Origin of the sequence: Maridesulfovibrio salexigens DSM 2638 (assembly GCF_000023445.1) — a bacterium.
Lineage (GTDB): Bacteria > Desulfobacterota > Desulfovibrionia > Desulfovibrionales > Desulfovibrionaceae > Maridesulfovibrio > Maridesulfovibrio salexigens.
In genome coordinates, this window is record NC_012881.1 from 2,131,964 (window position 1) to 2,155,211 (window position 23,248).

20 protein-coding genes are annotated in these 23,248 nt (G+C 45.5%); 14 read left to right on the forward strand and 6 right to left on the reverse strand.

Annotated elements, in window-relative coordinates; all coding sequences use genetic code 11:
* Nucleotides 1-35: 35 nt before the first annotated feature.
* Both folK and DESAL_RS09795 read right to left on the reverse strand, forming a co-directional pair.
* A complete protein-coding gene (gene folK, locus DESAL_RS09790; protein WP_342626823.1) occupies nucleotides 36-551 on the reverse strand; it encodes a 2-amino-4-hydroxy-6-hydroxymethyldihydropteridine diphosphokinase in 516 nt (171 codons plus the stop codon).
* Nucleotides 530-1,696 (reverse strand): LL-diaminopimelate aminotransferase, encoded by a 1,167-nt coding sequence (locus DESAL_RS09795; protein WP_015851828.1) that lies wholly within the window; start codon nucleotides 1,694-1,696, stop codon nucleotides 530-532. Before DESAL_RS09795 ends, folK begins: the two co-directional genes overlap by 22 nt.
* Nucleotides 1,697-1,811: 115 nt before the next feature.
* Here DESAL_RS09795 and xerD point away from each other — a divergent pair, with 115 nt between their 5' ends.
* From xerD to DESAL_RS09850, 11 genes are all read left to right on the forward strand, one after another.
* The gene (gene xerD / locus DESAL_RS09800; RefSeq protein ID WP_015851829.1) at nucleotides 1,812-2,726 is read left to right on the forward strand and encodes a site-specific tyrosine recombinase XerD; all 915 of its coding nucleotides are present in this window, start codon (nucleotides 1,812-1,814) and stop codon (nucleotides 2,724-2,726) included.
* A 10-nt stretch (nucleotides 2,727-2,736) separates the two neighbouring features.
* Nucleotides 2,737-5,412, forward strand: a complete 2,676-nt coding sequence (locus DESAL_RS09805; RefSeq protein ID WP_015851830.1) for a CBS domain-containing protein — start codon at nucleotides 2,737-2,739, stop codon at nucleotides 5,410-5,412.
* A 310-nt stretch (nucleotides 5,413-5,722) separates the two neighbouring features.
* Complete coding sequence (locus DESAL_RS09810) at nucleotides 5,723-6,211, forward strand: HIT family protein (protein WP_015851831.1); 489 nt, start codon at nucleotides 5,723-5,725, stop codon at nucleotides 6,209-6,211.
* Between the two features lie 20 nt (nucleotides 6,212-6,231).
* Entirely contained in the window at nucleotides 6,232-6,588 is a 357-nt protein-coding gene (locus DESAL_RS09815; RefSeq protein WP_015851832.1) for a LapA family protein, read from the forward strand.
* Nucleotides 6,589-6,679: 91 nt separating this feature from the next.
* Nucleotides 6,680-7,753: a tetratricopeptide repeat protein gene (locus DESAL_RS09820; protein ID WP_245543808.1), complete on the forward strand. Its 1,074-nt coding sequence runs from the start codon at nucleotides 6,680-6,682 to the stop codon at nucleotides 7,751-7,753.
* A 17-nt stretch (nucleotides 7,754-7,770) separates the two neighbouring features.
* Nucleotides 7,771-10,428: a DNA mismatch repair protein MutS gene (gene mutS, locus DESAL_RS09825; RefSeq protein ID WP_015851834.1), complete on the forward strand. Its 2,658-nt coding sequence runs from the start codon at nucleotides 7,771-7,773 to the stop codon at nucleotides 10,426-10,428.
* The gene (locus tag DESAL_RS09830; RefSeq protein ID WP_015851835.1) at nucleotides 10,428-10,880 is read left to right on the forward strand and encodes a hypothetical protein; all 453 of its coding nucleotides are present in this window, start codon (nucleotides 10,428-10,430) and stop codon (nucleotides 10,878-10,880) included. Before mutS ends, DESAL_RS09830 begins: the two co-directional genes overlap by 1 nt.
* 24 nt (nucleotides 10,881-10,904) lie before the next feature.
* The gene (gene lysA, locus DESAL_RS09835) at nucleotides 10,905-12,143 is read left to right on the forward strand and encodes a diaminopimelate decarboxylase (protein WP_015851836.1); all 1,239 of its coding nucleotides are present in this window, start codon (nucleotides 10,905-10,907) and stop codon (nucleotides 12,141-12,143) included.
* A gap of 110 nt (nucleotides 12,144-12,253) precedes the next feature.
* Nucleotides 12,254-12,973 (forward strand): 16S rRNA (uracil(1498)-N(3))-methyltransferase, encoded by a 720-nt coding sequence (locus DESAL_RS09840; RefSeq protein ID WP_015851837.1) that lies wholly within the window; start codon nucleotides 12,254-12,256, stop codon nucleotides 12,971-12,973.
* Nucleotides 12,974-12,992: 19 nt separating this feature from the next.
* Complete coding sequence (locus DESAL_RS09845; protein ID WP_015851838.1) at nucleotides 12,993-14,255, forward strand: replication-associated recombination protein A; 1,263 nt, start codon at nucleotides 12,993-12,995, stop codon at nucleotides 14,253-14,255.
* Between the two features lie 207 nt (nucleotides 14,256-14,462).
* Complete coding sequence (locus DESAL_RS09850; protein ID WP_015851839.1) at nucleotides 14,463-15,605, forward strand: sensor histidine kinase; 1,143 nt, start codon at nucleotides 14,463-14,465, stop codon at nucleotides 15,603-15,605.
* Here the strand turns inward: DESAL_RS09850 and DESAL_RS09855 are convergent.
* The 4 genes from DESAL_RS09855 to DESAL_RS09870 all read right to left on the reverse strand — a co-directional run bounded on the left by DESAL_RS09855 (nucleotide 15,582) and on the right by DESAL_RS09870 (nucleotide 20,324).
* The gene (locus tag DESAL_RS09855) at nucleotides 15,582-16,802 is read right to left on the reverse strand and encodes an HDOD domain-containing protein (protein ID WP_015851840.1); all 1,221 of its coding nucleotides are present in this window, start codon (nucleotides 16,800-16,802) and stop codon (nucleotides 15,582-15,584) included. The two genes, DESAL_RS09850 and DESAL_RS09855, sit on opposite strands and share 24 nt — an antisense overlap.
* A 30-nt stretch (nucleotides 16,803-16,832) precedes the next feature.
* Nucleotides 16,833-17,711, reverse strand: coding sequence for a CheR family methyltransferase (locus DESAL_RS09860; protein WP_015851841.1), 879 nt, complete (start codon nucleotides 17,709-17,711; stop codon nucleotides 16,833-16,835).
* Nucleotides 17,712-17,812: 101 nt separating this feature from the next.
* Complete coding sequence (locus tag DESAL_RS09865; protein ID WP_015851842.1) at nucleotides 17,813-19,087, reverse strand: CgeB family protein; 1,275 nt, start codon at nucleotides 19,085-19,087, stop codon at nucleotides 17,813-17,815.
* A gap of 16 nt (nucleotides 19,088-19,103) precedes the next feature.
* Nucleotides 19,104-20,324: a glycosyltransferase family 9 protein gene (locus tag DESAL_RS09870; RefSeq protein WP_015851843.1), complete on the reverse strand. Its 1,221-nt coding sequence runs from the start codon at nucleotides 20,322-20,324 to the stop codon at nucleotides 19,104-19,106.
* 104 nt (nucleotides 20,325-20,428) lie between these two features.
* Here DESAL_RS09870 and DESAL_RS09875 point away from each other — a divergent pair, with 104 nt between their 5' ends.
* Genes DESAL_RS09875 through hemA form a run of 3 tightly spaced genes read left to right on the forward strand, consistent with a single transcriptional unit; the run spans nucleotide 20,429 to nucleotide 23,241 of the window.
* On the forward strand, nucleotides 20,429-21,106 hold the full coding sequence (locus DESAL_RS09875; RefSeq protein WP_015851844.1) for a precorrin-2 dehydrogenase/sirohydrochlorin ferrochelatase family protein: 678 nt from the start codon (nucleotides 20,429-20,431) through the stop codon (nucleotides 21,104-21,106).
* Nucleotides 21,093-21,920 carry a cytochrome C assembly family protein gene (locus DESAL_RS09880; RefSeq protein ID WP_015851845.1) on the forward strand — a complete coding sequence of 276 codons (828 nt, stop codon included), beginning with the start codon at nucleotides 21,093-21,095 and terminating at the stop codon, nucleotides 21,918-21,920. Before DESAL_RS09875 ends, DESAL_RS09880 begins: the two co-directional genes overlap by 14 nt.
* A gap of 1 nt (nucleotide 21,921) precedes the next feature.
* Complete coding sequence (hemA, locus tag DESAL_RS09885) at nucleotides 21,922-23,241, forward strand: glutamyl-tRNA reductase (RefSeq protein ID WP_015851846.1); 1,320 nt, start codon at nucleotides 21,922-21,924, stop codon at nucleotides 23,239-23,241.
* Nucleotides 23,242-23,248 lie beyond the last annotated feature (7 nt).

A 23,248-nucleotide genomic window follows, 5' to 3' on the forward strand; every position in this document is an offset into this window, starting at 1 on the left:
AAAAGGCCGCACCAGTATTAGGTGCGGCCTAAGAATTAATCCTGATAAATCTTATTACCTTCAGTGCGGTAATCAATTTTCTTCAGAGCGTCAGTAACGGAAGTTCCGTCAGGGAATACAAGTTCCGGATCTATATCGGTCATGGGCAGAAGCACAAACGCTCTGTCCAGGGCCCGAGGATGCGGAACAGTGAGGTAAGCCCCACTATTGATAACCCGGTCTCCGAAGAGAATAATATCCAGATCAATGGTCCGGGGGCCGTTTTTAACGTCCCTTACCCGATCCATTTGCCCTTCTACTGCTTGCAGTGTTGAAAGGAAGCCTTCTGCGGACCAGAGTTCGGGGTCAACATCGAAACGGACCACCTGATTCTTGAACCATGGCTGATCTTTCAATCCCTGAGGTTCGGTCTCGTAAGTTTCAGACCAGACTTCAGGATCAATACCTTCATATTTTTCCAGCCTAGCAACGGCCTGATTCAAATTATCTTCAGTGTCTCCAATATTTGAACCAAGACTGACGTAGACCTTTACAGTTTGGATATCCGTGATACTGCCTCCTTGAGCCTATCGGTATCAACAGTCAGCGAAATTCTGAAATACCCTTCACCGGATTCGCCGAAGCCGTTACCGGGAGTAACAACAACACCGGTTTCCTTCAGGAGCTTGGATACGAACTCGGAAGAAGTGTAGCCTTCGGGAGTTTTAGCCCATACAAAGATGGATGCATCAGGCACCTTGCAGGAAATGTTGATCTTTTCCAGAGCTTCAATAACGCAATCGCGACGCTCTTTGTAGATCTTGCGGAATTCCTTAACGTAAGGTTCGCCTTCTTTTAGTGCAACAATTCCGGCTTCCTGTACAGCCTGAAAGATACCGGAGTCGACATTTTCTTTAATTTTTCCAAGTCCAGCAACGAGTGAGGCATTACCCACTGCCATACCACAACGCCAACCGGTCATGTTGTAGGTCTTGGACAGGGAATGAAATTCAATAGCCACATCTTTTGCACCGGGGGTTTCCAGAATGGAAATGGGCTTCTTGTCTTCATCGTAGTAAACTTCGGTGTAAGCGGCGTCTGCTGCGATGATAACATTATGCTTTTTAGCCTTGGCAACCAGCTCTGCGTAGAACTCAGGAGTTGCAGTCGCAGAGGTGGGGTTGTTGGGGTAGTTTACGAAGAAAATCTTGCACTTATCCCATTTTTCATCAGAGATAGCATCGAGATTGGGCAGAAAGTCGTTCTCTTCGAGCAGAGGTACAATTTCTACTTCGCCGCCGGCAAAGCCGGATGCTACCGGGTAAACCGGATAGTTGGGGGAAGCTACCAGCACGAGGTCGCCGGGGTTAACAAAAGCCAGCGGAAAGTGTGCAATACCTTCTTTGGAACCGATAAGGGAAACAACTTCTTTGGTTGCGTCCAATTCAACGTCGAACCTTTCCTTATACCAGTCAGCAACGGCCTGACGGAAAGTCAGCAGGCCAACGTAAGAAGGATACTGGTGGTTAACCGGGTTCTTGGCTGCTTTGTGCAGTGCTTCAATAATAAAGTCGGGAGTCGGAAGGTCAGGATCGCCAATGCCGAGACTGATGATATCTACTCCCTGAGCTGCTACTTCAGCTTTGAGTCTGTCAATTTCAGCAAAGAGATACGGGGGGAGTGTTGCGAGCCTGTCGGCAAGTTTAAATTCTGGCATTTCGGTATGCTCCTGTCATTTTTGGTTAAATTATTATCAAAACTCTTTAAATGTGCTTGTTTGCTCTGTCAATCATCTTGAGCACTCGCGGTCATACGTGTAATGAGTATTGGATATGACCGAGAATGAAAACAATACATCCTGTAAACACCAATGGATCGACCGTTATCTGGAGTACCTTCTAATTGAGCGTGGTCTCTCGGAAAACAGCCTTAGTGGATATCTGAGTGATCTGGAGTCTTTTCAGTCTTTTCTGGAAGATAGGTCCGCGAAAATAGAAGACGCCACAAGTCAGACATTGCTGCTCTACCTTACATATCTAAGGTCAAAAGCATTGAAATCAACCTCGCTGGCGAGGCATCTTTCGTCTTTGCGGGGATTTTTCGCGTTTTGCACGTCACGGGGATTCATTAAAGAAGACCCTGCAACTCTGCTGGAAAACCCGAAGCTCCCCAGAAAAATTCCTGAGTTCCTATCACCGGAGGAAATCGGCCGCATGCTCGCCCTGCCCAAGCTGACCGAGAAACTTGGGTTTCGCGATCGGACTATGCTTGAGCTGCTTTATGCAGCCGGAATGAGAGTCTCCGAATTGATCAATCTTAACATTGAAGACTTTGATCCTCAAACCGGAGTTCTCATTATTTTCGGCAAAGGTTCCAAGGAACGGCTGGTGCCGATTCATTATGTGGCGCAAAATTTCTTAAACCAATACATTAAGGATTGGCGTCCTGCTTTTAATCCCAAGGTTAAGAACATCTTCTTAAACAGATCAGGAAAAGGACTTACCAGACAGGGTGTCTGGAAACTGATCAAGAAGTTCGCACTGGAAGCAGGTATAAAACGTTCAATATCTCCGCACACTTTTAGGCATTCGTTTGCCACCCACTTGCTGGATGGCGGTGCGGATCTGCGTACAGTCCAGTTGCTTCTTGGTCATTCAGACATTAATGCTACCGAAATATACACACATATTCAAGCCGGAAGATTGGTCCAGCTTCATAAACGCTTTCACCCACGTTCTGTAATGTGAGATTTTAAGAATGTCAAAAAATGAAAACCTTATAAAAGCGGAAACAATAATTACCGGCCATGTAAATGCGGATTTCGATTGTTTAGCCGCTATTGTTGCTGCCGGAAAGCTTTACCCGGAAGCTACTCTTGTTTTTCCCGGAAGTCAGGAAAAAAACTTGCGTAATTTCTACATGGAAAGCGCAACATACTTCTTCAATTTCAAACACTTGAAGGAAATTGACAAAAGTTCAGTCAAGCTTTTGGTTGTGGTCGATACCTCACGACGTAAAAGAATCATTCATGTTGACCCGATTCTCAAGAATCCGGGATTGAAAATTCACATTTACGACCATCATATGAAGTCTGAATGCGACCTTGATCCGGAATTAATAATCAAAAAGCCATGGGGATCAAGCGTTGCAATTCTTTCTCATGAAATTCGTGAGAAAGGAATCGAAATCAATCAAGAAGAAGCCACCATCATGGGGCTTGGACTTTATGAGGACACTGGTTCGTTTACTTTCAATTCCACCACTGAGCATGATTTCGAGGCCGGAAAGTGGTTGCTCAAAAACGGAATGGAGTTGGATGTAATCACCGATCTGCTCAACCGCGATCTTTCTGCGCAGCAGATTACTCTGCTTGGCCGATTGCTTGAAGGCGCGACTACCCACACTATTAATGATCTTGATGTGGTCATTTCAGAGATCAGCACTTCCGAATACGTTGTCGATTTCTCAGTGTTGGTCCACAAATTTATGGACGTTGAGAATATCAAAGTTCTCTTCGCCTTGGGTCGTATGAATGATCGCATCCATCTGGTTGCCCGTTCACGAACCCCGGATATTGATGTTGGAGCCATCTGCACCAATTTTGGAGGTGGAGGCCATGTCTACGCGGCATCGGCAACCATCAAGGATCGCACATTGGCTGAAGTGCGCGATGAACTTTTCGCTCTGCTCTACTCCAAGGTATCCCCTCGCTTGAACGTTGAGTCCATTATGTCCAAGCCTCCGGTTGCAATCCCCAGGGATATGACAATCTCTAAGGCCGTAGAGCGAATGACTCAATACAGCCTCAAGGGTGTGCCGGTGGTGGACAGCATGGAAAACATGCGCGTTGTCGGTCTTCTGGAACAAAAGACCGCGGATAAGGCATTGTCCCACAATCTTGGTGATGTGGATGTTGAAATTTATATGCAGCACCCCTTTTCATCCATCAAGACTGATTCCGGCATGCATAGGGTTATGGAAATTATTCTTGGTCAGAAGCAACGGCTGGTTCCGGTGGTAGAGAATGACCGTGTGGAAGCGGTTGTAACCCGAACTGACCTGATTAACATGCTGGTTCAAGATCCGGCACGTATCCCTGAATCCCTGTTTCCAGACAAAAAACAGGAGCGCAATATCCGCAATATCATGCGCAACCGTCTGCCCAATAAGATTCTCGACATCCTTGAGACTGCCGGGGAAATGGCTGCTGAAATTGGTACCGAAGCATATGTTGTCGGCGGATTTGTGCGTGATGTGCTTCTGACTAAAAGCAATCTTGATCTTGATCTGGTTGTTGAGAGTGACGGAATCGCCTTTGCCAAGAAACTGGCCAAGAGAATGGACGGCCGCGCTAAATATCACCGAAAATTCAAGACCGCAGTGGTTATCCTGCCAGACGGTCAGCGGGTGGATGTAGCGACCGCACGCCTTGAGTATTATGAATATCCGGCTGCTTTACCCACGGTGGAGCTTTCATCAATAAAAATGGACCTGTACCGCCGAGATTTCACCATTAATGCTCTTGCGGTCCACATCAATCCATCAAGTTTTGGCAAGCTGGTCGACTTTTTCGGTTCCCAGCGAGACCTGAAGGATAAGACTATTCGGGTGCTGCATGCTCTGAGTTTTGTTGAAGACCCCACCCGCATCATGCGTGCCATCAGATTTGAGCAGCGTTTTGATTTTAAAATAGGCGGCCAGACTCTTAACCTCATTAAAAATGCTCTCAAACTGAATTTGATTAATAAGCTTTCCGGTTATCGCCTGACCCACGAAATGCGCATTATATTAAATGAAGCAAATGTTCTGCGCAGTATTGAACGCATGAATGAGCTGGGTGTACTTGAGGCTATACATCCTTTAATGGAACTTAATTCCGCGCGTTCGCAAGTAATAGCTGAACTTGAAAGGCTTATGAGCTGGTACAGCCTGCTCTATCTTGAACCGCCCCTATCTGTTTGGAAAACATATTTCTTAGCCATGTGCATGGGAGTATCCAAGGCAAAAATGGAGCAGATTTATGATCGTTTCAGCTTTTCACCCAGCGAGCGCCGTGAATTTATTCATCTCCGTGATGCTGTTTTCTGGGCAGCCGGAAACATCATGAATATCAAGCAGGAAATGAAGCCGAGTGAAATATATGAAACGCTCAGTCCGGTTCCTCTTGAAGGGGTTCTTTTCATCATGGCCCGTACCAAACGGGAGATGATCAAAAAATATGTATCGCAGTATTTGACCAGCTTAAGACTAAAAACAATAGATGTAACTGGTGAGGATTTAAAAGATCTAGGACTTGAACCAGGTCCTTTGTATTCCGAATTTCTTAATCAGGTTAAGTTAGCCTGCCTTGATGGAAAGCTTAAAGGACGGGATGAACAGATTCAATTCTTAAAGGATAAGATTAAGAAATCAGAAAAGACTAAGGGAGCATAATGCCAGCAAACAATTGTTTATATGACATATCAATGCTTAAACTTTTTGTTTCCCTTGCTCTTGACCTGCAACACGTGTAGAACATGCGGACTTTTTCGACAGACTGGTAAAAAAAGCCGTTTGTGAATGTTTTTTTCACGTTTAGGCTCTTTTTTTCATATTTATTGTTGATAATTAGCTGGTATTTAATTACTGCAAATTAATATTGTTTGAGAAAAGACAGTGCTAACAGTTCTTGCTTTTATTTAAGCAGGACACGCGGACAATATCTTCACTGCTATGCGAAGGTATTGTAAAGGTTGTTTTACAGATGGACGTATTATGGGCACCGTGGCGAATGGACTATATCCTTGGTCCAAAGCCGGACGAATGTGTTTTCTGCATTCCGGAACACACTGACGAAGATGAGGAAAGATTGATTCTGCACAGAGCTGAGCACTGCTTTGTGATCATGAACAAATTTCCTTATAACAATTGTCACCTGATGGTTACGCCTTACCGTCATGTCAGTAAACTCACTGATCTTGAAGAAGCGGAAGCTTCCGAGATCATGAAATATATAACCATAAGCTGCGATATTCTCGAAAAGGCATGCAACCCTCAGGGGATAAATGTCGGCCTGAATATAGGGGAAGCAGCCGGAGCTGGGATCGCCGCCCATCTCCATTTTCAATTGGTGCCCCGTTGGAACGGGGACGCATCGTTTATGGCAGTGTTCGGAGAAACCAATGTTATTCCCGACCACTTGTCTTCAACTTATAAAAGGCTCAAGCCGTTATTTGACAGCTGCTGTCGTTAAGTAACACTAAGGAGGGTTTCATGCGTTACTTGAAGGTTTTGGCTCTGGTAGTTCTCTTTTTCCTTTCCATGGTATTTTTCATTCAGAATACCCCCGAACTTTCTAAGGAAGTAACTCTGTCCATCGAACTGTTCAACTACAAGTTCATGAGCCAGCCTCTTCCGTACTACCTGTTGATCCTGATTGCTTTTGCTGCAGGTTCCGTTCTTTGCCTGCTCTACTTCATGGCTGATAAGATTCGTCTTTCCGGACAGCTTCGCACCTGTCGCACCAGAATGGCTAACCTTGAGCAGGAAGTTAACTCTCTCCGCAACCTCCCCCTCGATGAGGGGAACTATCCCTCCGCTGAAGCTAGCGAAGAGAAGCCTGCTGAATAAGTAAGCGCATAATTACGGAGTATACGTGTCCTTTTTAAGCGTATTTAAAAAGAAAAAAATGACGGCGTCCGATAATCGGGCGCCGTCATATTTGTCTGGAGCCGGAAAAGGTAAGTCCGGGCTTGCCGACACCCGTGCAGCCATTGATGAACTCAGCAAGGTTGTAAAGGATACTCCGGAAGCTGTTGAAATCTACCTTGCCCTCGGTAACCTCTACCGTTCTCAGGGCGAGATTGAACGTGCCGCCCAAATCAGGAACAGCCTGATTGTACGTCCCGGTCTGGATCCTGCCATCAAAGCACGCGCCCTCTACGAGCTGGGGCGTGATTTCAGTCGAGGCGGTTTTATGGACCGTGCGATTAATGCTTTTGAAAAAGCCCGTGAAATTGCAGGCGATTCCCCTGAAATTCTGACCGAGCTTGCTGAACTGGCCGCAGGAGGCAGGGAATTCGAAAAAGCAGCAGAATTCTATTCCATGCTGCACCAACCTGTACAGGAAGCGCATTACCTTGCTCGATTGGCTGAAGATTATACATCTGAAGGCGAAGATGCCCTTGCCCGGCGCACCCTGAAAAAAGCTCTCAAAATTTCCTCAAGTTCAGTTGAGTCATGGCTTCTGGTACTTACCAGATTAAAACAGGAAGGCTCACTGGATAAATTTAAAAAGAAATTCAATTCTGCACTCGCGCAGGTTCCCAAGCACTTGCAATTTGTCCTCATCGAAGGTCTACTCGCTGATTCACTTGTTTTCGGGGATACCCCCATTAACAATAAAGATCAGGACAATGACCGCAACTATCTATTTTATGAAGTGATGGTTGAAGAAATTTCCAAATCTGACCCGGATGTAATCATGCACTACTATGGGGCCAGACTCCTGCAGCTTTGCGGAAAACAGGATGAAGCCGGGGTATGGCTTGAAAAGACCCTTATGCTTAACCCAAATTTTTGGCTGGCACGGCTTGAGCTGTTTAATATTGCTCAGGATCAGCAGGAGCTGACATCATCTTTTAAAAGCCAACTGGATTTTTTTGTAAATATTGCGCGAAAAGTGCAAAGATTCACCTGCTCCAGTTGCGGCCTTAAACGGGATAGAATATTTTTCAATTGCCCAAGATGCCGCAGTTGGCATTCAATTTCGTTCCGTAAAGAACTGAACCAGTAAGCACCAGATATATTATTGTGAGCAAAAAGAAACTCACTCCCATGTTCGAGCAGTACATGCAGATCAAGGCTGAACACCCTGATTCTCTGTTGTTTTTTCGTATGGGAGACTTTTACGAACTTTTCTTCGAGGACGCTGAAATAGCAGCCCGCGAACTGCAGATCGCTTTGACCTGCCGTAACCCTAATTCAGAAGACAAAGTACCCATGTGCGGAGTTCCGCACCATGCTTCTCGGGCTTATCTTTCACAGCTGATTGAAAAGGGTTATACCGTTGCGCTTTGTGACCAGCTTGAAGACCCCAAGCAAACCAAAGGATTGGTAAAGCGCGGAGTTACAAGAGTTTACACTCCCGGAACCGTGGTCGAAGACGATACTCTCTCTGCCAAGGATAGTAACTATCTTGCCGCATTGCTCTGGGATGATGCCAAGTCCGTAGGCGGTCTGGCCTGGATGGACTTTTCCACCGGCCAGTGGAGCGGTATCCAGAGCAAAAGTGAGAATGATCTCTGGCAATGGGCAATGAAGATCAATCCCCGTGAATTGATTCTTCCGCAGGGCAAAACAATTCCCGGCCAGTACGGTGATATCGATGCCCGCATCGCCCCTGCTCCCTCTGCCGGATACTTCAGCTATAAATCTGCCAAAGACAATATACTTGAAGCCCAGAATGTCGCCGACCTTGATTCACTGGACCTTGAAGACAAGCCCCAGCTGACTCAGGCATGCGGAGCACTTATTTCTTACCTGCGCCAGACCCAGTTGCAGGATTTTGATCACCTCGGTGAATTCAAGCCTTTGAATCTGACCAAATTCATGATCCTGGACGAGGTCACTGAACGGAACCTTGAGCTGTTCAAAAGATTAGATGGTAAGAAGGGTAAAGGCACCCTGCTTAATGTTCTGGATAAGACCATTACACCAATGGGCGGACGCCTTCTTGCTGTACGCTTGAAACAGCCTTGGCGGGAACTATCCCCTATTGAGCATAATCAGCGTGCAGTTACGTTTTTCCACGATGATGATTCTTTGCGAGCCAAGGTTCGTGAGCTGCTTGATACAGTGTACGACCTTGAACGGCTTTCCACCCGTGTGGTGCTTGGTCGCGCAACTCCCAAAGATTTTATCAGTCTGCGCCAGAGTTTGAAAACTCTGCCTCCTATTCACTTTCTTTTGCATGAAGCCGTATCCGGGGCTGATGAAGAGAATCAGGTTACTCCGGCTCTGAAGACCATTGTTAATAAATGGGATTCCATGACCGATGTAGCCGAGCTTCTGGAGCATGCCCTTGTTGACTCCCCTCCCCCGGTCATCACTGAAGGCGGGCTTTTCAAAACAGGATTCAACGAGGAACTGGACGAACTTATCCAGCTGACCGAGCATGGAGAGTCCACCCTTGCCGAACTGCTGGAAAAAGAAAAGAATGCCAACGACCTGCCCAAACTCAAGTTGGGATTCAATAAGGTTTTCGGTTACTACTTTGAAATTTCAAAAGCCTTCAAGGGTCAGATTCCTGAATATTTTGAACGGCGTCAGACTCTCGTAAACAGCGAGCGCTACATCACCCCGGACTTGAAGGAGATGGAAGAAAAAATAATTTCAGCTTCTGATAAACGTAAGACGCTGGAATATAATTTATTTCAGAAGATACGCGAAAATGTTGCCGGAAACCGTAGCCGCTTTGTTTTCATGGCTGATGCTATTGCCGCCATCGACTTCTGGCAGGGGCTTGCTGAAGCAGCACGGGCCAACCGCTGGTCCTGCCCGGAAATCCATCCCGGTATGGAAGTGGTCATTGAAGAAGGCCGCCATCCAGTTGTTGAAGCCGTTCAAGGCGCTGCAAACTACATCCCCAACAGCCTGACCATTGATGAAAAGCGGCGTATCCTGCTTATTACCGGACCGAATATGGCCGGTAAATCGACCGTACTCAGGCAGGTCGCTCTTATGGGAATCATGGCTCAGATCGGTTCCTACATCCCTGCAACCAGTGGACGTATCGGACTGATGGATCGAGTCTTTTCGCGTGTTGGCGCATCGGATAACCTCGCACAGGGACAGTCTACTTTCATGGTTGAAATGATGGAGACAGCCCGCATTTTGCGTCAGGCATCCAAACGCAGTCTGGTAATCCTCGACGAAATCGGACGCGGCACATCAACTTTTGACGGCCTTGCGCTGGCATGGGCTGTGGTGGAAGAGCTTTCCAAGCGGGCAAGGGGCGGTATCCGTACCCTTTTTGCTACCCACTACCATGAGCTGACATCTCTCGAAGGAGTGATTGACGGCTTGCGCAATTTCAATATTGCGGTGCGCGAGTGGAAAGGTGATATTCTGTTTCTGCGCAGACTGGTTCCCGGTCCGGCAGATAAGAGCTATGGTATCGAGGTGGCCAAGCTTGCCGGAGTACCCAAACCTGTAGTAGTCAGGGCGAGGGAAATCCTTGCGAATCTTGAAGAAAAATCGCAGGATATGGATGGTCAACCTGCACGTCAGGCTCCGTCCGTGCAGTCAATCCTACCGGGAATGATCTGCACCGGTAATGAGAAGAATGAAGCTCCGCCTGAAGATCATGCACTTATCAAAGAATTGCGCAATCTTGATGTAAACGGACTTTCACCCATAGAAGCCCTTACCCTTCTGAATCAGTGGAAAAAATCACTGGGAGAAAATTAATGAAATTTCATATCCTCAAAAAACAACTGCTGCTGGCTGTTATCGCTCTCATGCTTCTGGCAACCGCCGGATGCGGAGTTAAGATGTGGCCTGCTCCGCAGCAAAGTGAAGATCTGTACACTTTTACTTCAGTTGAAGGCCGCCGTGTCGGTGGATGTCTTAAAGTAGTAGTAAAGGTTGACGGCGCATATAAAAATGTGGACAATTTGAGCCTTCAATTTCAAGCCGATGGTTCCGGACCGGGCGAAGGCTGTCCGACATGTCCTTTCTTCCCGGCAATCAGGAAAGATTTTACCCCCGGTTCCGAAGGTATTCAATCTGACGGCTCCACTTTCGTATTCAGCGAATGTGGACTTGATCCCGCTAAAAGCTATCGTTGGAGAGTTGTAGGACGCAATGTCTACGACGCACTTGGAGTAGTAATTTCCGACGTATACACAGCTGCACCCTAATCTTTATAATGGAGTCCTTCCACAATGCATCATTTTGAAATTAAAAATAATGAACTGCATGCTGAAAACATCAGCATCACCGAACTTGCCAAAGAGTACGGTACCCCGCTCTATATTTATTCCGCAGCCACCCTGCGCAGACATTTTGAAGCTTTCGATTCCGCATTCACCGGGCTCGATCACATGACCTGCTACTCAGTAAAGGCAAACTCCAACCTGAGCGTGCTCAAGCTTTTAGCTGAAATGGGCGCAGGTATGGATATTGTCTCCGGCGGCGAACTCTTCCGCGCTCTTAAAGCGGGTGTTCCTGCCAGCAAAATCGTATTTTCCGGCGTAGGTAAAAAGGCATACGAAATTGCCGAAGCCCTTAAAGCAGACATCCTCATGTTCAACGTTGAATCCGTTGGCGAGATGCATCGCATTAATGAAGTTGCCGAATCCATGAACAAGACCGCACGTATCAGCTTCCGCATTAACCCGGATGTTGATCCTAAAACTCATCCCTACATTTCCACCGGGATGAAAAAGAACAAATTCGGTCTGGATATGGAAACTGCCAAGGAAGCTTACAAGACAGCAAAAGAGCTTTCCAACGTATCTCCCATCGGCATGGACTGCCATATCGGTTCACAGCTGACCACCATCGAGCCGTTCCTCGAAGCCCTCGACAAGCTGCTCGCATTCCGTGACGAGCTCGGCGCAATGGGTATTGAGATTGAACACCTTGACCTCGGCGGCGGACTCGGTATCACTTATGATGAAGAAGAACCGCCTCATCCTAAAGAATTCGGCGAAGCACTGAGCAAGGCTCTGGCTGACAAAGGACTTAAAGTAATACTTGAACCCGGCCGCGTAATTGCCGGTAACGCAGGTATTCTCGTAGGTGAAGTCATCTACACCAAGAAGACTCCTACTAAAGATTTCCTCATCGTTGATGCTGCTATGAATGACTTGGTACGCCCTTCCCTGTACCAGTCCTATCACCGCATTGCCGAGGTTACCCAGAATAATCGTCCTGAAATTGATTACGATGTTGTGGGCCCCATCTGCGAGTCCGGTGACTTCCTCGCTAAAGACCGCATGTTGCCTGAAATGAAACAGGGTGAACTCATCGCTGTATTCTCTGCCGGTGCGTACGGCTTTACCATGTCTTCCAACTACAACTCCCGCCTGCGTGCAGCAGAAATCATTGTTGACGGCGATGACGTCATCATGGCCCGCAGAAGGGAAACTTACGAAGACCTGCTTAGACTGGAATCTTAGTGTATAATAGGCCTTCGGCGATTTTGCCGGAGGCCTTGTTTTGATATGCTGCGCGTAACTCCCCCGTCATGGGGATTTTCTTTTTTTGGGACTTAAAATATCATAAAGCTATGGCAAGACTTAATTCATTCTACTTACCTCCTGAAGATTGGGACGCTCCTTTTATACTTCAAGGCGGCGAGGCAAAACATCTTGGCAAAGTGCTGCGCACCCGAGTTGGTGATACCGTGCGTCTCTTTGACGGCTGCGGTCGCGATGGCCTGTTCACAGTTACCGAGATAACCAAAAGCAAAGTTCAGCTTGAGTTGAATGAAGAACACTTTATTGCAGATCCGCGCAACTTAACCCTTGCCATCGGCTGGAATAAATCAAGCCGGCGCAATTGGATTTTGGAAAAATCCGTTGAATTGCAGACGCATGGACTTATCTTTTATCAAAGTGAATTCAGTCAGGGCAAAGTTCCTGCCGAGACAAAAGAAAGCTGGAATGAAAAGCTTGTAGCTGCTGCCAAACAGTGTGGTAATGCATGGTTGCCTGAACTTCAGACAGTGCCCGGATCAATTGAAAAACTTATCGAATTTTCCGCGTCCTACGACAATAAGCTTTTCTTGTATGAGAAAGCGGATAACGATACGGTGCCGAATAATTCTGTTTTTGCTGCTGAATCCACTCTGGCCGTAATTGGTCCTGAAGGCGGTTTCAGTCCGCGTGAAGCAGAATTATTAATTGAAAACGGATTCAAACCTGTCAGCCTTGGTAGCTCAATCCTGCGCTGGGAAACAGCCGCCCTGCTCTGCATGGGTACTGCATATCTGGAAAGCCAGAAATAAGGGCCGCCGGAGGCAATACATGAAATTAGAACTTACAGACAATCAGCCTTTGGCTGACCGTATCCGGCCCAAAAAGATTGACGAATTTTTCGGGCAAAACCATATCCGCGAACGAGTCGAAGCTTTCGAGCGCTCTAAGAGACTTCCCAGCCTTTTGCTTTTCGGTCCCCCCGGTTGTGGTAAATCTACTCTTGCAATGCTTCTGGCAAAATCTACCGGCCGCCACTTCATGCGCATCAGTGCCCCCGAATCGGGTATTACTGCTTTGCGTAAGCAACTTGCCGGTATGGATATCCTTATCCTTGATGAACTGCATCGTTTCTCCAAGGCACAGCAGGACTTTTTTCTGCCTATTTTGGAATCAGGCGAGATTACACTACTGGCAACAACAACCGAGAACCCGTCTTTTAGCGTAACCCGGCAATTACTTTCTCGGCTGCACGTTCTCCGCCTTAGATCATTAGGTAAAACGGATTTGCTGGCAATTTGTAACCGGGCCTGTGAAGAGCTCGAAATTGAGCTCAGCGAAGATAGCTTAAATCTGATCACATCAATGGCTGGTGGTGACGGACGCAGTTTGCTCAATCTGCTTGAGTATACTTCGCAACTTCCTGCTGAAAAACGTGAAGCTGAAAATCTGCGCAAAATTCTTCCTGAAACCGTTATTCGCGGCGATAGGGACGGAGATTCTCATTATGAACTGGCTTCAGCATTGATTAAATCCATTCGCGGAAGCGACCCTGATGCGGCCCTTTATTATCTGGGCTGTTTGATTGAGAGCGGTGAAGATCCAAAATTTATAACCCGCAGACTTATCATTTCCGCTGGTGAAGATATCGGTTTGGCTGACCCTTATGCCATGACTATGGCTGTATCATGCCAGCAGGCAGTTGAATTTATAGGCATGCCGGAAGGATTTATCCCACTTTCCGAGGCGGTTGTTTATCTGGCTCTTGCGCCTAAAAGTAACAGCACCTACGCAGCCTACCATACCGTTAAGCAGGAAATCCGTCAGAACGGCATGCTCCCTGTTCCGCTGCATCTGCGCAATGCAACAACCAGTCTTCAAAAAGAATGGGGCTATGGCCGCAACTATCTTTATCCGCATTCTTATCCGAACTCTTATGTTGAGCAGGAATATCTGCCTCCGGAAATTGCGGATCGTATGTTCTATGATCCTAAGGATCAGGGTGAAGAGCCGCGCCTTAACGCATGGCTAAAAGGCCAGCGCCGACCGCGTAGGCAACGGAAACGACCTGAACCCAAAAAATGGGGCAAATAAAATTTAGATCTAAATAGTTACAGATTATTAATTTCATTTCAGATTCAAAATTAAGAGGCTGAAATAATACGTAAATTGAAATGCGTATTATTTCAGCCTTTTTTCATTAATGTCGCGGACAGTGTTTTGTCAGTAATATAAAGCTATTTTGTTGCCTGTGATCTTGTGGGGGTGTATGATGAAAGACAAAACTGTAAGGACACCAATATGCCCTCCTTTAATTCAATAATTGTTGAAAATATTATCGAAAGCCTTGATGTCGGAATAATGGTCATTTCGCATGAAGGAAAGATTATCTTTCTGAATTCGGCTGCGTGTTCTATTCTAAATTTGGATATGAAAATACATCTTGGCTTCGGTTGGGGGGAACTTTTCATTACCGATGCCACTTCTAATGCTGAATTTAATCAAGTCATTCTGGATGTCATAAATGAGCAAAAGACCGGACTTAAACATATCGTCCCATACAAAATCAAGGACCGGGAATGTCCTAAAAAATTATCTATAACATCCTCATATCTGACGGAAAATGATCATGTGGTAGGACTGGTCTTTCTTTTCGAAGATATAACCGAAATATATAATGCTGAAGAGCGGGAACGAAAAATACTTTCCCGCAATGCTGAATTACAAAATGAACGTATAGAAGGATTGGATTCGCTTTCGCAGGCGGTTGCACATCAGGTACTAAATCCGACAACAGTCATAGGTGGAATGACGAATCTTATTTCACGTAAATTGCCCCCGGAAGATCCTTTGCAGCGTGAGCTGAAAATAATCTCAGAGGAAGCTATGAAACTTGAGGGTTTGGTGGCAGCAGTAAAAACTTACTCCAATATTCCAAAACCATACCCTTCGGAAATTAATACCGTAAAATTATTTGAAGAGGCATTACACAATGCCAATCTGATACTTGAACGCATAGGCGAACGCATTGAGATGGAGCTGAATTGTTCAGTAGAAAACATTACAGTTGGCAAAAAACTATTCGAAGCCGCTGTTGTAGAGTTGCTTCTCAATGCCAGTAATTTTACACCTGAAAAAATTACTGATGTCAAAATAGAGATAGAAAGAATACAACAGACCATTCTGGTCAAAATTATTGACCATGGAATGGGCATTTATCCACATGTATTAAATCATGTGTTGGACCCTTTCTTTTCCACAAAGGCAAAAGGGGTTGGTATGGGGCTTTCGCGGGTCAAAAAAATAATTTTTGAACATCAGGGAAAATTAAAAATTGAAAGTGAAGGTGCGGGCAAAGGTACTACCGTAATCATAGAACTCCCTTGCCCGGACGCTGACTGCTGTTCATCCAAAAAGGTACTAATTAAAGAAATTACTAAATAATTCTTTAATCTGATAATCGTAATTCTCTACGATTTCTTTTAATATTTCAGTATCAATTCCTAAAATTTCCCATACTTCATCATCTACTCCGGGAAGAACATACATACCACCATCAGCTATACCAACGGCTAAAGCAAGGTTGTCTGCAACCTGAAGAATTCCCGCTTCTTTTGTCATTTCGCTTTTACTGGGAGCGTGATGTGAACTGATAATTTCAGTTAAGGTAGGTGGGAAATTCCATTTCTCAAGCATACAACGTGCGACTTCAGTATGGTTGAAACCAAGAACCATGTCTTCAGCTTCAATCAGTGGGATAAAGTTCTCGCGGGCGAAAAGCATCGTCTGGACTGCACTATATGGCATCTTTTTAAAGAGAATTAATCTGCCAACATCATGCAGGAGTCCGGCAGTAAACATCATTTCCGGGACAACACCGTCAACTTTTTCTGCGATGACCTTACAAAAAACTCCACAAGTCAATGAATGCATCCAGAATGAACGCATGTCGATGAGTTCAGGCGGAATATCTTTGAAATAGCCGATGGTGGAAAGACCAAGTGCCAGAGTGCAAAGTTCTTTTCCGCCAATCAGGGCTACGGCCCGGACGAGGTTGTTAATTTCAGATGGGAAACCGTAAAGAGGGCTGTTAACCAGCTTTAATAATTGAGTTGATAGTCCAACATCAAGACCTACAACATTCGCAATCTGTTCAGCTGTGCTAGTTGAATCTTCAACCACTTCTTTAACTTTGAAGAAAATATCAGGAAAAGATGCAACCTTTATCTCAGCTTCGACAATATCTTCTATTGTCCCTTCATCACGGAAAAATAAATCCCGCATGTCATCAAGAGCGGTCACGTGCTGCTCATCTGTAGTAGGAAGTCGCCAACCTTCCATAATTCGGATCGCGGTTTTATAAACAGCAACATCAAAAAGCTGCATCACAACAGGATCATCATGATTGATGAACATAAAATAATCGCGGGCATAGATGAATGCTTTATCGATACTCTCTTCATCAGGTTCGCCAACATCTGATCCCACGACTTTGAGCTCTTCGATTCCCTGATTTTTAAAAACAGAAATATTCTTGTTCGTGAGAACAGACCCGGAAGGTAAAAGCATTCTTCCTCCCTGCATCAGGTCTGCTGCTAACACCATACCCGGCTGGACGTCTTCAATGCTCACTGTCTGCATATCTCACCTCGTAAATCTTGATTGGCAGATTCAAATTTTATGATAAGTAATAGTTCCGGCGTGCTGCCTGGGTTTGAACATGTCATTCACAATATGTAGTGATTCAGAGTGTCCCACATACAAGTGACCGTTATCAAGTAAATTATTATGAAAAGCGCTGAGAACTTTCCTTTTCATCTCCTTATCGAAATAAATGATCACATTGCGGCAGAAAACAATATGTGACTTGGGGACCAGTTTCAGTGAGTGGTCTTGGTTCAAATTGATTTTTCCAAACTTAATTAAGCGCTTAACTTCCGGTTTTATTTGGTAAATATCGTTACCTTTTTCAATGAAATAATTCGATATTACATGGGCGGGAGTTGTGCGCAATGAATATTTTGTATAAAGGCCCTTCTCCGCCATTTTTAAAACATTTGTTGAAATATCATTGGCTGTTATACGAATTCGCCACTTTCGAATATCATCCTTTAAAGCTTCATGCAGGATAATTGCCAAGGTATAAGGCTCTTCTCCGGAGGAACAACCTGCTGACCATATTCTAATTTCACGCCGCCCTGTTTTGTTACCGGCATCAATTAGTTCTTTAAGAGTATAGTTGCGAAAGACTTTCAGCTGCGGGTTATCTCTAAAAAAGCTTGTTTCATTAGTGGTAATCAACTCGGTGAGCATATGTAATTCTTCAGACTTCCCCTTAGGATGCTTCTTCAAATATTCAATATAAGCTGAATAGCTCTTTAATTGTAATTCAGAAAGGCGGGGGGCAAATCTATTCTCAACAAGAAAGCGTCTGTTATCCTGCAAATAAATACCCGAAAGCTCATAGATTATATCTCTGAGCTTCAAAAATTCATTTTGAGTAATTTTTATATTACCGCTAAATCCATTTCCTGAGAATAAGCCACTCATACAATTTTACCATCATAATAACTATAATTGTCTTCAATTCGTAGCAAACCTAGTAGTAATCATTTTCTAACTATCAGAAAGAAGCAGGAACTTCAAAAAAATTATCTGTTATATATTTTCTTCCATTCATCCAAAAAAAGAACCGCTGTATCTAACGAACTCAACTGACCCTGCTGCGAACGGATAGCTGTTACTAAATCATCAAACTCAACATTAGCAGGCAATCCGAGCTTTTCTATTAGCATTACGATATCTTTTTTCAGTTCATCTGGAAAATCATCATTAAATAGTGCTTCACTATTTCTTTCAACAGGCCAGTCGCTGAATCTTTCTGCAGTAAAATCAATTAAAGACTGCATTCGAACTTCGTAAGTATGGTCTTTGAGAACTCTTGCACGGGCTTTTTCTACATAACTTTCCCTCTCTTCAGGATGGGCAAGAAAATGTCCGATCTTAAGATCAAGATCCTCAAGATTTTCAAAATGGGCCAATTCTCCATCATCAAACGCTTCAGGCATGAGAGTACGCTTATCTACAAGCTGAAACGCTCCACACGCTGCCAGCTCGAAAGTCCGGGGATTGATAAAATCTCCTCCACTGACCAGTTCATCGGCATTAATGGAAGAATGCAAGTTAAGGTTGATCTTGGTGCCGTTAAAAATCTTAACACACTCATCTGATGAAACACGTCTGCCTTCAAGCTGAACGTAAGGTTCAAGGACGTGATCTCCATCCCATTCACTTCCCCAGATTTTTAGGCCGTGGTGAATCAATTTGCGGAATGCCAAACGCCTATTGGGGTATCCTGCACCCATAAAAGACACATCGCCGCCGTATTTGCGGGCATCAATTGAGTTTAACTGCTCTGGTTTATGAAAATCAGGATGGGCAGCCAAAGGCAGATAGAGGACATTCTCCACCCCGATCTGTTGTAATTCATTAAAAAACGGTTCCTTCTGGATAACAGCAAAAACATCATAAAAAGGTGCGAATGATTGCCAGTATGTAAATAAACGGAAATCTTCCACAAACCACATGGCAGTTTTCACATTATCCTTACGCAGTCTTTTTAAAGCCTGATGAGTCAGCGGAGCTTGCGCCATAGCCAGAACCATGTCCGGCTCAAAAGTTTCAACTTTAGCCAATACAGCCTGCGACAGCATGTTCAAGTAGCTGTTTCGAAGATATTGGTGTCTGTCCGAAATTACTTTCAAATCATCAATAGCGTTGTAGGCTCCGTAAAAATCCGGGGCTTCAAAAGTCTCAACCAAATGCCCCATCTTTTCCAATGCAGAAACGCAGAACCTGCCCACAGGCAATGATCCGCCATAGAGAGGAAGAACAACCAGAATTCTCAGCACCTTATTATTATCCATGACTTTACCTTTAAATTTAAGCTGTTATCCAGTCTTTATCTTTGTAAAACTTTTCTGCCAGATCAGGGAATGGGCCATGTTCGCCAATATCAAGTACACCCAGATGGCAACCTATGAATTTACGCAGTCTTTGCCTGCGCACTCCACTGGGGTCGTTTCCGGCTTTCAAAATAAATTCAGTACCCAGAAAATCACAACCTGATTCAAATACGGAAATACCCGCAGGTAGATGTTCCGGTTTGCGAGTTGCAAGGTAGCGTGCGGTTAACGGATCCTTGAATGGGGCCAGACATTTCAAATCATGATAACAGGGCTGGGATTCCATGCAGGGAGAACAATCCGTGTTTGCTTGAAGTATTGTATGTCCCTCCCCGTATGGTCCGGTCTCAGTACACCAAGCCGAGGAAAGGAAAAAGCCCAGTACCGGAACACCTAAATGGGCCGCGAGATGCATCGTTCCGGTGTCCGGTGTAATTACCACATCCAGACCGGTAACAGCATCAACCAGCCCCTTCCAATCCGTCTCTCCGGCAAGGTTAACCGTACTCTGTGCAATAGCAGCAGGAAATTTAGATATTAATTTTCTTCCTGCATCGCGCTCAGCTTTACTGCCGAGTAGAAAAATATCTTTATTCTTAATCTTTGACCGAACAGACATAACCAACGGAGCCAGAACATCATAAGGAAGGGATCGTCTGCTTTCCCGCCCGGCAAGCACAACTCCGATTCCTTTACCACCGGGTGCGGCAACAGGATTCACGTCTTTAGCAGGAAGCATATCCGGACTGAGAGCAGCCCAATAATCAACCAGATTTATATTATTGCGCCGTTCCGCAGCCAGACGAAATCCAAGTTCAAACCACGGATCTTTCATGGTCTGTCCCTTCACCCTTTTATGGCCTTTGACTTTTTTGGGATCAAACATAGATGAAAGGGCATAATTCATGGCTGAGAAATTTAAATTATATATCTCGGTAAAATCTATCTCAAATAATTGTTTGAAGACTTCATAGTTGACCGGAAGTACTGTATCTATACCCTGCCCGTCTATCCCGCTGCCATGAGCGATCAGCGGATGGATTTCGCAGGCCGGATAGATAATCCGCGCTAAATTCTCGAGAGATCGGTCCAGACAGAGATGCACTGTAAATCCAAGCCGTTGCAGAGTAAGCACAAGACGCTTGGTCTGGACCAGATCGCCAAACCTTGTCAATTGTATAACCAGAGCCCGTTTCATTAAATATCCGTATCCTTACAAGGGTTTGATTTTTTGAATTATATCTTTTTATCAGCACTTTGTCATTTTACAATGCACCTACTCATTTGATATGCAGGACTTCTATGACTTACTACCCTATTTTTCTTAAAGTGAAAAACCGCAAGTGTTTGCTGGTCGGAGCAGGTTCTGTCGGGATACGCAAACTCAAGTCCATACTTGAGTGCGACCCAGAACAGGTAACGGTTCTCGATACAGCAGAGCCGGGATCGGAGATGCTTGAGATCAGCCGTGATCAACGGGTGGTCTTTGAACAACGCCCTTTTAATGACGATGATCTGGATGATGTATTCATCGCCTTTGCCTGCACAAACAACAGCGAACTTAATCGTCGCATGGCTGAACTTTGTGCTGAAAAAAATATTCTCTGCAATATCGCCGACTTTCCAGAAGGAAGCAACTTTATTGTCCCCTCGGTGATCAGGCAGGGAGATTTAACACTGGCAGTATCTTCCGGGGGGTGCACTCCTGCATTTACCAAGAGGATACGCCGTGAATTACAGGACATTTTCGGTCCACACTATGCAAATTTTATCACTTTAATGGGAAGAATCAGGCCGCTGGTCCTTGACCTCGGCAAGGAAACAAGCCACAACACCGCTTTGTTCAGGCAACTTGTCGCATCTCCTATATTAGATGAACTGGAGGCCGGAGACATGGATCGGGTGAAGAAAATTCTGACCCGGATCCTGCCCCAAGAACTTGTTCCCCGTATACCGGAGTTAATTGATGACCTTATTTGAATTATTCCAGTACGTAACTATCGCCCTCTACCTTACGGGCACTGTTTGCTTTTTCATCGGAAGTCTCAAGAACAATAAGGTGTTGGGAAAACTGGGTAACCTTTCCGCTGTCGGCGGGTTCGCCCTGCACACCCTTGACCTGCTTCTGGCGGTTACTCTTTACAGAGGAACTGTTTTAAGCGGCGGTTATTTTTATTTCAGTCTGCTGGGCTGGAGTTGTATCCTCGTCTATTTCGGACTGTGGTGGAAACTGCGCTCAACTTTTTTCGCGCTCACCGCCTCTCCTCTTGCTCTGCTGCTTTTTCTTGTTTCCCTTGCTTCCCAGAGCCTGAAGGTCACTCTTCCTGCACATCTGGCAGGTCTGTTCATCGGTCTGCATATCGGGACCATCTTTGTCAGCATCGCGCTCATGGCCATGGCTGCCGGGGCCGGGGTCGCATTTATCTACCTGAACAACAAAATTAAAACCAAGGCAAACCTGACCGGAATGGAAAAGGAAATGCCTTCGCTTAATACTTTCGACAATGTAAACCATTGGTCGATTATCATCGGATTCCCTCTTTACACTTTGAGTCTTGCTTCCGGTTTCCTCTGGGCACGGGCGGCGTTCACCAAAATGTTTTCCTGGGATCCCAAAGAGATCGTTACTTTAGTAGTCTGGTTTCTTTTTGCCTTTGTTTTCCATCAGCGCATTATGGTTGGCTGGAGAGGCAAAAAACCGGCAATTCTGGTGATTATCGTTTTTGTTATCACCATGATTTCCTTGTGGGGGATCAACTTTTTTGTCCCCACTCACCATAGCTTTAAAGTCTGATATGGACCATAATATTTACCTTATCGGCCTCAACCACCGCTCCGCCGGAGTGGATGTGCGTGAGCGTTATGCCTTGACCAACGTTGAAGAGTTCGAATCCGGACTGCTTGAACTTGGCGTGCGTGAAGTAATGGCATTATCCACCTGCAACAGGGTTGAAATTCTTGTTGTCTGTGCCCCTGAAATAACCCAGCCCAATATTCTCGAATATTGGGCCAAAAGATGCTGCGGTTCTGTTAGTGAACTTGAACCCAACACTTATTGCCATGACGGGTTGAATGCGGTGAAACACCTTTTCCGGGTAGCCTGCAGTCTTGATTCAATGATTGTCGGCGAACCGCAGATTCTGGGCCAGCTCAAAGATTCTTATCGCAAAGCCGTTGAAGCAGGAGCCGCACGGGTCATCATCAACCGCATGCTGCACAAATCGTTTTTTGTTGCGAAAAGAGTCCGCACGGAGACTTCCATTGCCTCCAGCGCGGTTTCAATCAGCTATGCGGCGGTTGAGCTTGCCAAAAAGATTTTCGGTGAACTGGAAGGTCAGCGGGCCATGCTTATCGGAGCCGGGGAAATGGCAGAACTTGCCGCTACCCATCTCCTGAATAGCGGTGTGGAGCAGATTTCCATCGCCAACCGAACCTATTCACGAGCCGAAGATCTGGCAAAATGTATGGGGGGAAGCGCGGTTTCTTTTGATAATCTTTATGACCACCTCGTGGAGACCGATATTATTATCAGTTCCACAGGCGCACCGCATGCGGTTATCTCTGCCAAAGAGATGAAAAAAGTCATCAAGAAGCGCAAGTATCGCCCGATGTTCTTCATCGATATTGCTGTTCCGCGCGACATTGACCCTGACGTTAACGGTCTGGACAACGTCTACCTTTATGACATTGATGATCTTAAAGATGTTGTTGAGGAAAATAAATCTCAGCGTGAAGATGAAGCGATCAAAGCCAACTCCATCGTAGAATTCGAAACTCTTTCTTTTGGTAACTGGATTAATTCACTCGACCTGCAGCCGACCATTGTGGACCTTTTCAACCGCAGTGAAAACGTTGCCCAGCAGGAGCTTGCGAAGACTCTTAAGCGACTCGGCGATGTGGATGCCAAGACCCATAAGGCTCTTGAGACTATGGCTATGTCCATCGGTAAAAAACTTCTCCATGAGCCTGTAGCTTTCTTAAAGCGCCGTACGGAAGAAGAAGGCAAAGCTGATGAATTTGTTGATCTTGCCCGCCGCATGTTCAACCTCGATAACGAAACAATTCCTGCTGATGCACACTGTGGCAGGAAAAAGAACCGGAACCCCGAAAATTAAAGGATTT